We start from the raw sequence: 8,242 nt of genomic DNA on the forward strand, positions 1-8,242 counted from the left end.
TACGGCGTGAGGTAAAAGCCCCACGGGCACGCCCGACGGTCGGGAGGCAGTTTCGCGCGGAGCGCCAGCGGAGCGGGAAACAGCCTCCCGACCGTGACGGGGGTTCCAGGGGGTCGCCCCCTGGGTCACACGGCCCCCAGGGCCTCGGTCGGGGGGAGGCGGGCGGCGCGGATCGCCGGGTAAAGGCCGGCGACGGCGCCGATGAGGAGGGTGGCGAGGACGCCCCCCGCCATCGCCCAGAGCGGGACGACCGTCGGCCAGCCCTGCACGACCGCGAACACCGCGGTGACGGCGGTGCCGAGGGCGACGCCGCCGACGCCGCCGAGCCCCGCGAGCATCTGCGACTCGGTGAGGAACTGGAGCCGGACCTGGCCGCGGGTCGCGCCGAGCGAGCGGCGCAGCCCGATCTCGGCGCGGCGCTCCAGCACGGAGATCACCATGGTGTTGGCGACGCCGACGCCGCCGACCAGGAGCGCGACGCCGCCGAGGCCGAGCAGCAGCGCGGTGAACGTCGCGTTCGCCGCGTTCTGCGCGGCCAGCGCGTCGGAGGGGCGGCTGACCTCGACCTCGGTGGGCGACTGCGGGTTGGCGGTCGCGGCGAGCAGGTTCTGCGCCTTCTCCACCGCGTCCTTGCGGGCGCGGGCGTAGACGGTGGTGGGGTGGCCGTCGAAGCCGAGGTGGGTCGCGGCGGCGTCCCAGCCGACGAGGGCGGCGCTGTCCAGTTCCGGCGCGAGCTGGTTCGGGTTCAGGATCCCGACGACGGTGAACCACTGCGCGCCGAGCCAGACCTGGACGCCGGGCGTGGAGACGCCGAGCGCCTGCGCCGCGTCCGAGCCGATGACGACCGCGGGGTAGCGGGCCGTGCCGGCGTTGAGCCAGGTTCCGGCGGCCATGGTGAGGCCGATGGTGCGGGGCAGGTCCAGCCGGGCGGCGAGCACCGAGATGCCGCCGGTCTGGCCTTCGGGGATGTGGTCGTTGCGGTAGACGTCGGTGTCCTCCAGCTTGCCGGTGGCGGACGCCGACTCGACGTCGGTCATCCGCCCGACCATGCCGGTGGACTCCTCGGGCAGCTCGCTGTTGTCGCCGAACAGGTCCTTGCCGGGCGCCACGGTCAGCAGGTTCGTGCCGAGCCGGTCCAGGGTGGCCTGGAGCTGGGCGCGGCTGGACGTGGAGATGCCGACCACCGCGATCATGGCGGCGATGCCGATCGCGATCCCGAGGGCCGACAGGAACACGCGCAGCGGGCGGGCGCGGAGCCCGGCGGCGCCGACGCGCAGGACGTCGGGCGGGCTGAGGCGGGCCGGGGCGTCGCCGCCTCGGCGGGGCGGTGCGGCGGGGGTCATCGAGCGGCCTCCAGTCCGGCGTCGTCGCGGACGATCCGCCCGTCGCGCATCCGCACCTGCCGGGGCAGCGACGCGGCGATGTCGCGGTCGTGGGTGATGACGACGACGGCGGTGCCGCCGCCGGCCAGCTCGCGCAGCAGGCCGAGGACGCCGGCGCCGGACGCCGAGTCCAGCGCGCCGGTCGGCTCGTCGGCGAGCAGGATCGCCGGTTCGCCGACGACGGCGCGGGCGATCGCGACCCGCTGCCGCTCGCCGCCGGACAGCTGGTGCGGCCGGTGGTCGAGGCGGTGCCCGAGGCCGACGCGCTCCAGCGCGAGGCGGGCCCGCCGGCGCCGCTGCGCGAGCGGCACGCCCCCGTACAGCAGGCCGTCGGCGACGTTGTCGAGCGCGGCGACCCCGGCCGCGAGGTGGAAGTGCTGGAAGACGAACCCGATGCGGCTCGCCCGCAGCGCGGACAGGCGGCGGTCGCTCATCGCGGACGCGTCCCGGCCCTCGACGAGCACGGTGCCGGCGCTCGGCCGGTCGAGCGTGCCGAGCAGGTGCAGCATCGTGGACTTGCCGGAGCCGGACGGCCCGGCGATCGCGACGAGCTCGCCCGCCCGCACGGTGACCGACACCCGGTCCAGCGCGGTGACGCCGCCGGGGTAGGTCTTGGTGACCTCGCGCAGTTCGACCACCGGTGTCACGCGGGGACCCCCACTTTCATGCCCTCGGCCAGCCCGGATCCGGAGACCTCGACCTTCCCGCCGGCGAACACGCCGGTCTCGACGGGGACCGTCCGGACCGTCCCGTTCTGGACGACCTGTACCGCGTAGCCGCCGTCGCCCTGCGCGAGGAGCGCGGCGACCGGCACGGCGAGGACGCCCGGGTGCCGGCCGGCGATCAGGTTCACGCCGACGGGCGCCTTGTCGTAGGAGCCGAGCGACCGCCGGCCGGTGACGGCGATGGTGAGGTGGACGGTGGTGGGGTCGTCGCCGTGCCCCTGCTCGGCGACCTTCCCGACGGAGGTGATGGTGCCCTGGGCGGTCCGGTCGTCGGGCAGGACGATCTCGACCTTGGCGCCCGTCCTGGCGAGCCGCTGGTACCGGACGTCGAGGTCGACGCCGACGACGCGGGTCGTGCCCGTGCAGGTGAGGACGGCTCCGCCGGCCTTGTCGCCGACCTGCGCCTTGTGGTCGGCGACGCGGATCCGGCCGGCCGCGATCACCACGGACCCCGGCGCGACCTTCCCGGTCTCGTCGACGCCGAGATCGTCCTGCCAGCGCTTGACGGCGTCCGCGGTGGCGGAGCTGTAGGTCTTGTCGACGGTGAACCCGGTGTAGCCGAGTGCGGCGAGGTTCCGCTCGAACTGGAGGACGTCGGCGCCCTTCGTCCCGTCGGCGAGGGTCCGGTAGAGGGGCAGCCTCCCGTACAGCAGCGGCACGGGCTCGTTGTCGACCTTGTACACCGGCCGGCCGCGCGTGACCACGGCCCCTTCCCCGGCCAGCCAGGTCAGCGTGCCGCGCCCCTGGGCGGACACGGTACGGGCGGAGCCGTAGCCGAGCGTCCCGTCCACCTTCTGGGTCTCCACGAGCGTGGTGCGCTCGACCGCCGCCGTCGCGGGCGGCAGCGCGCCGTGCCGGGCGGACGGGCCGTCGCCGCCGCCCAGCCCGGCGGCGGCGAGGCCGGCGCCGCCGACGACCACGACGCCCGCCGCGCCGAGCGCGGCCGTGCGCCTGCGGCTCACTTCCCGCCCCCGCTGGAGAACCGCGGGCCCTTGCCGCCGCCCGGCTGGTACTTCTTGCACGCCTCGTCGGCGTTCTTGAACGTCTGGCTCTGCGGGTCGATCCCGGTGCCCTCGCCGACCCGCAGCTGCATGCCGCCGTCGGGCTTCGGGTCGGGGAAGGCGGTGACGCCGTTGTCGCGCATGCACTTGGAGTAGGCGCGCATCTTGGCCAGGTCCGCCGCGGACGGCCTGCGCGGCTTCCCGCCGTTCGGCATGAGGTGGGCGCACTTCTTCTGCGCCGCCTCGATCTTGGGGTCGGTGCGCGCCGGCCCGCTCCCGGGCTTCGCGCTCGCCCTGATCTCGACGCGGCCGTCCTTCGGGTCCTGCATGTCGACGCCGTTGTCGCGCATGCACTGGGCGAACTTGCGCATCTTGGCCTCGTCGCTCGCCTTCTTGGAAGCGCCGGTCCCGCCGTCGTTCCCGCCGCCGCATCCCTGGAGCCCCAGGGCGAGGGCGGGCAGCAGGGCCAGCATCGCGAGCGTGTTCCGTCTCATCGGTCGGTCTCCTCCGGGCCGCCGGGCGGACGCCGGCGGCGACCGCAAGTCCAGCGGCCGGCGGGTAACCCCGCCGTAACCGGAACTCGTTATGCCGGCGTTACGCCCGATGCCGGAGGCTGTGGCCGAAGGGTGACGGGCGAGGCGGAGGACGGCACGGTGCGCGTATTGGTCGCCGAGGACGAGCGGATGCTCGCCGACTCGATCGCCGAGGGCCTGCGGGCGGAGGCGCTGGCGGTGGACGTGGTGTACGACGGGGACGCGGCGCTGGAGCGGCTCGGCGTCAACGACTACGACGTTCTCGTCCTGGACCGCGACCTGCCGGTGGTGCACGGCGACGACGTGTGCCGCGCGGTGGTGGAGTCGGGCGCGCTGGTGCGGGTGCTGATGCTCACCGCCGCGGCGGCGGTCCCCGCGCGGGTCGACGGCCTGCGGATCGGCGCGGACGACTACCTGACGAAGCCGTTCGCGTTCGAGGAGCTGGTCGCGCGGATCCTGGCGCTCGGCCGGCGGGCCCGCCCGGCGGCGCCGCCCGCGCTGGAGCGGGCGGGCATCCGGCTGGACCCGTCCCGACAGGAGGTCGTGCGGGACGGCCGGTACGTGCGGCTGGCGCGCAAGGAGTTCGGGCTGCTCGCCGAGCTGCTGCGCGCGGACGGGACGATCGTGTCGGCGGAGCGGCTGCTGGAGAAGGTGTGGGACGAGCACACCGACCCATTCACCAACACCGTGCGGGTGACCCTGATGAAGCTGCGCCGCAAGCTCGGCGAGCCGCAGGTCATCGAGACCGTGCCGGGAGCGGGGTACCGGATCCCGTGACACGCCTCGCCGAACGCGTCCGCCCCACCATCCGGATGCGCCTCACCCTGCTCTACACCGGCCTGTTCCTCGGCGCCGGCATCGTCCTGCTCGGGCTGACGTACCTGCTGGTGCAGAACAACCTGGCGCAGCGCGGCGGCCCGGCGGAGATCAGCGGCCCGACGCCGACCGGGGGCACCGACCGGGTGTTCACGGAGGGGCCCGCCGGGGTCACCGCCCCCCAGGCGGGCAAGGCGCTGACGCCGGGCCAGCTGCAGGGCGTGCTGGTGAGGGCGAAACGCGACTACAAGGACGACACGCTGAACGCGCTGCTGACGCAGGGCGGGATCGCGCTCGGCCTGGTCGGCGCGGCCGGGCTCGGGTTCGGCTGGCTGCTGGCGGACCGGGCGCTGCGCCCCGTCCACAAGATCACCGAGACGGCGGGGCGGGTGGCGCGCAGCCACGACCTCACCGAGCGGATCGGCTACGAGGGCCCGCGCGACGACGTCAAGGAGCTCGCGGACGCCTTCGACACCATGCTCGGCCGCCTCGCCCGCGCGTTCGACGGGCAGCGCCGGTTCGTCGCGAACGCCTCGCACGAGCTGCGCACCCCGCTCGCCATCAACCGGACGCTGGTGGACGTGGCGGTCCGCCGCCCGGACGCGACCGACGACGTCAAGCGGCTCGGCGAGTCGCTGCTGGTCGTCAACACCCGGCACGAGCGGCTGATCGACGGGCTGCTCACGCTCGCCGGGACGGAGAACGCCGAGGCCGGCACGGACCCGCTGGATCTGGCGGACATCGCCGGGCACGTCCTGGACCAGGCCGCGCCGGAGGCCCGCGGGCACGGGGTCACCGCGGACCGGCGGCTCGGCCCGGCGCCGACCACCGGCGACCCGGTCCTGGTCGAGCGGCTCGTGCAGAACCTCGTGGAGAACGCGATCCGGCACAACCGCGAGGGCGGCGAGCTGTGGGTGTCGACGCGCGGCCGGGACGGCTGGGCGGAGGTGCGGGTCGCCAACACCGGGCCCGCCGTGCCGGGCTACGAGATCGAGACGATCTTCGAGCCGTTCCGCCGGCTGGGCAACGACCGGGTGCGCTCGGACCGCGGGTCGGGGCTCGGCCTGTCGATCGTCCGCGCGATCGCGGGCGCGCACGGCGGGACCGTGACGGCCGAGCCGCGTCCCGGCGGGGGCCTCGTCGTCACCGCCCGGCTGCCGTCCCGCATGCCCGCCCCGTTCGCCGCGCACGGCGTGCGCGGGAACGGAGCGTCCGGGCACGGAGCGCCCGGGAACGGCACCCCCGCGCAGGGCGGGCGGCCGGCCCAGGGCGGCCGTCCCCTCCTCGGGGACGAGGCGGTGTCTCACTCGCGCGAGTGAGGTGCGCGGCGCCCCGGTCCCCGACACTGGCGGCATGCGCGACGCGAGGACCGCCGACCGGGCGGTGGCCGCCGCCGTCACCGCCGCGACCGTGGCGCCGGCGCTGTGGGCGGCGCGGCCGTGGTGGGTGGTGGCGCTGGCGCTGCTCGCGTCCGTCCCGGTGCTGTGGCGGCGGCGCGCCCCGCTGCGCGTCGGCCTCGTCGTGGGCCTCGCGATGACCGCGCTGGTCGTGTGGCAGAAGCCGCTGCTGCTGCCGTGGGGGCCGCTGGTGGCCGTCTACACGATCGCCGCGCTGAGCCGGCCGGTGCTGCGGCTGCTGTCGGTCCCGCTGCTGGCCGCCACCGTGTACGTCTCGATCGTGCTGCCCGGCGAGGACTCCGACGTCTACCCGCTGCTCGGCACCGCCTTCACCGCCGCGTTCGCGCTCGGGACGGCCGAGCAGGCCCGCCGCGCGCAGGCCGCCGCGCACGCCGAGCGGACGCGCCGGCTGGAGCAGGAGCGGGCGGCGGCCGCCGCCGGCGAGCGGGCCCGCATCGCCCGCGACATGCACGACGTCCTCACCCATTCCGTCGGGCTGATGGTGGTGCAGGCCGAGGCGGCGCCGCTCGCCGGCCCGGACCGGGCGGACGAGGCGTTCGCGCGGATCGCCGACACCGGACGCGGCGCGCTGGCGCAGCTGCGCGCGATCCTGGACGCGCTGCGCGAGGACGCGGCGGCGCCCGGCGGCGCGCAGCCCGGCCTCGCGACGCTGCCGGACCTCGTCCGCGACTGCGGGCTGCCGGCCGCGCTGACCGTGGACGGCGAGCCGCGCCCGGTCGCGGCGGACGCCGGGGTCGCCGCGTACCGGATCGTGCAGGAGGCGCTCACCAACGTCCGCAAGCACGCCGGGCCGGTGGGCGCGGTGACCGTCGCGGTGCGCTGGCGGGACGCGCTGGAGATCGAGGTCGCCGACGACGGGCGGGGCGGCGGGCCCGCCGCGTCCGGGCACGGGCTGGCCGGGATGCGCGAGCGCGCGGCCGCCTGCGGCGGAGACGTGCGCGCCGGGCCCGGCCCGCGCGGGTTCACGGTCCTGGCCCGGCTTCCGGTTGAATGAGCCCGTGACGGACGAGCCGGCCCTCCGCGTCCTCGTCGCCGACGACCAGGACCTCTTCCGCGCCGCGTTCACGATGATCCTGGACGCGCAGCCGGACATGACCGTCGTCGGGGAGGCGGCGGACGGGGCCGCCGCCGTGCGCGCCGCCGCGCAGCTGCGGCCCGACGTCGTCGTGATGGACGTGCGGATGCCCGTGATGAACGGGATCGAGGCGACGGAGCGGATCTGCGCGACGCTGCCCGCCCGGGTGCTCGTGCTGACGATGTTCGACTCCGACGAGCACGTCTACGACGCGCTGCGGGCGGGCGCCGGCGGGTTCCTGCTGAAGGACATCCGGCGCGACGAGCTGGCGGACGCCGTCCGGGTCGTCGCCGCCGGCGACGCGCTGCTCGCGCCCGCGGTGACGCGGCGGCTCGTCGAGGACCTGGTGCGGCGGCCCGGCCACGGCGTCGTCCCGCGGCTCGCGGCACGGCTCGCCGGGCTGACCGAGCGGGAGGCCGCGACGCTGCGGCAGGTGGCGCGGGGCCGGTCCAACGCGGAGATCGCCGAGGCGATGGTCGTCTCCGAGCACACGGTGAAGACGCACGTCAGCCACGTGCTGGGCAAGCTCGGGCTGCGGGACCGGGTGCAGGCGGTCGTGTTCGCCTACGAGTCCGGGCTGGTCGTCCCGGGCGACCCCGCGGACTGACGGGCGGAGCGGCTCCGGGTACCGGCGGGCGAGCGGCTCCGGAGGAGTGAGGCGGGGTTTCACTCGTCCCGGCGACGCGGCGGACGGCCCGCCCGGCCGACGCTCGTTCCATGACCGCCATCGTCTCGACGCTGCTGTCGTCCGTCCTGCTGCTGCTCGGCACCGGGCTGCACCCGGTCGCCTGGCTCACCTGGTTCGGCCCGCTGCCCGTCCTGTGGCTCGCGCCCCGGGCCGGCGGGCGGGCCGCGTTCGCCGCCGCGTCCCTCGCCTGGCTCGCCGGGCAGAGCCGGATGTGGCCCTACTACCTCGGCACCCTGGAGATGCCGCCGCCCGCGGCGGCCGGGATCATCGCCGGCACCGCGCTGGTGTTCGGCCTGCTCGCGCTCGCCTTCCGGAGGCTGCTGCTGCGCGGGCTCCCGCTCCTCGCGGCGCTGACCGTCCCGGCGGGCTGGGCGGCGCTGGAGTACGCGCTGTCGGTGGCCGCCCCGCACGGCGCGTGGCTGAGCCTGGCCTACACGCAGGCGGACGTCCCGCCGGTCGTGCAGACCGCGTCGCTGACCGGCCCGTGGGGGATCACGTTCCTCGTCATGGGACGGTCATGCAGCTGCACCTCGTCGCGGAGAAGGCGCGGCCCAAGCGGCTCAAGAGGCGGGCGGGGGAGCTGCTGACCGAGGTCGCCGACGAC

The 8,242-nt window shown here is 76.1% G+C and carries 9 protein-coding genes; 5 read left to right on the forward strand and 4 right to left on the reverse strand.

The features are described 5' to 3' along the window. Nucleotides 1-125 precede the first annotated feature (125 nt). The 4 genes from ABT299_RS51760 to ABT299_RS51775 are packed head-to-tail and all read right to left on the reverse strand — an operon-like array spanning nt 126 to nt 3,602. Nucleotides 126-1,343 (reverse strand): ABC transporter permease, encoded by a 1,218-nt coding sequence (locus tag ABT299_RS51760; protein ID WP_500255373.1) that lies wholly within the window; start codon nt 1,341-1,343, stop codon nt 126-128. Further along, the gene (locus ABT299_RS51765; protein ID WP_190854475.1) at nt 1,340-2,020 is read right to left on the reverse strand and encodes an ATP-binding cassette domain-containing protein; all 681 of its coding nucleotides are present in this window, start codon (nt 2,018-2,020) and stop codon (nt 1,340-1,342) included. Before ABT299_RS51765 ends, ABT299_RS51760 begins: the two co-directional genes overlap by 4 nt. A gap of 5 nt (nt 2,021-2,025) precedes the next feature. After that, nucleotides 2,026-3,069, reverse strand: a complete 1,044-nt coding sequence (locus ABT299_RS51770) for a peptidoglycan-binding protein (protein WP_190854335.1) — start codon at nt 3,067-3,069, stop codon at nt 2,026-2,028. Beyond that, on the reverse strand, nt 3,066-3,602 hold the full coding sequence (locus ABT299_RS51775; protein ID WP_387032021.1) for a hypothetical protein: 537 nt from the start codon (nt 3,600-3,602) through the stop codon (nt 3,066-3,068). The genes ABT299_RS51770 and ABT299_RS51775 overlap by 4 nt, the downstream gene beginning before the upstream one ends. A 159-nt stretch (nt 3,603-3,761) precedes the next feature. Between ABT299_RS51775 and ABT299_RS51780 the strand changes: the two genes are divergently transcribed. From ABT299_RS51780 to ABT299_RS51800, 5 genes are all read left to right on the forward strand, one after another. After that, complete coding sequence (locus ABT299_RS51780) at nt 3,762-4,418, forward strand: response regulator transcription factor (RefSeq protein WP_190854338.1); 657 nt, start codon at nt 3,762-3,764, stop codon at nt 4,416-4,418. Continuing rightward, entirely contained in the window at nt 4,415-5,776 is a 1,362-nt protein-coding gene (locus ABT299_RS51785; RefSeq protein ID WP_500255374.1) for a sensor histidine kinase, read from the forward strand. The genes ABT299_RS51780 and ABT299_RS51785 overlap by 4 nt, the downstream gene beginning before the upstream one ends. Nucleotides 5,777-5,810: 34 nt before the next feature. Continuing rightward, nucleotides 5,811-6,869: a sensor histidine kinase gene (locus tag ABT299_RS51790; RefSeq protein ID WP_500255375.1), complete on the forward strand. Its 1,059-nt coding sequence runs from the start codon at nt 5,811-5,813 to the stop codon at nt 6,867-6,869. Nucleotides 6,870-6,873: 4 nt separating this feature from the next. After that, the gene (locus ABT299_RS51795; protein ID WP_387032016.1) at nt 6,874-7,557 is read left to right on the forward strand and encodes a response regulator; all 684 of its coding nucleotides are present in this window, start codon (nt 6,874-6,876) and stop codon (nt 7,555-7,557) included. Nucleotides 7,558-7,667: 110 nt separating this feature from the next. After that, nucleotides 7,668-8,225 (forward strand): hypothetical protein, encoded by a 558-nt coding sequence (locus tag ABT299_RS51800; RefSeq protein ID WP_500255376.1) that lies wholly within the window; start codon nt 7,668-7,670, stop codon nt 8,223-8,225. The last annotated feature ends 17 nt before the right edge of the window (nt 8,226-8,242 follow it).

It is taken from the genome of Spirillospora sp. NPDC000708 (assembly GCF_040299565.1).
Lineage (GTDB): Bacteria > Actinomycetota > Actinomycetes > Streptosporangiales > Streptosporangiaceae > Spirillospora.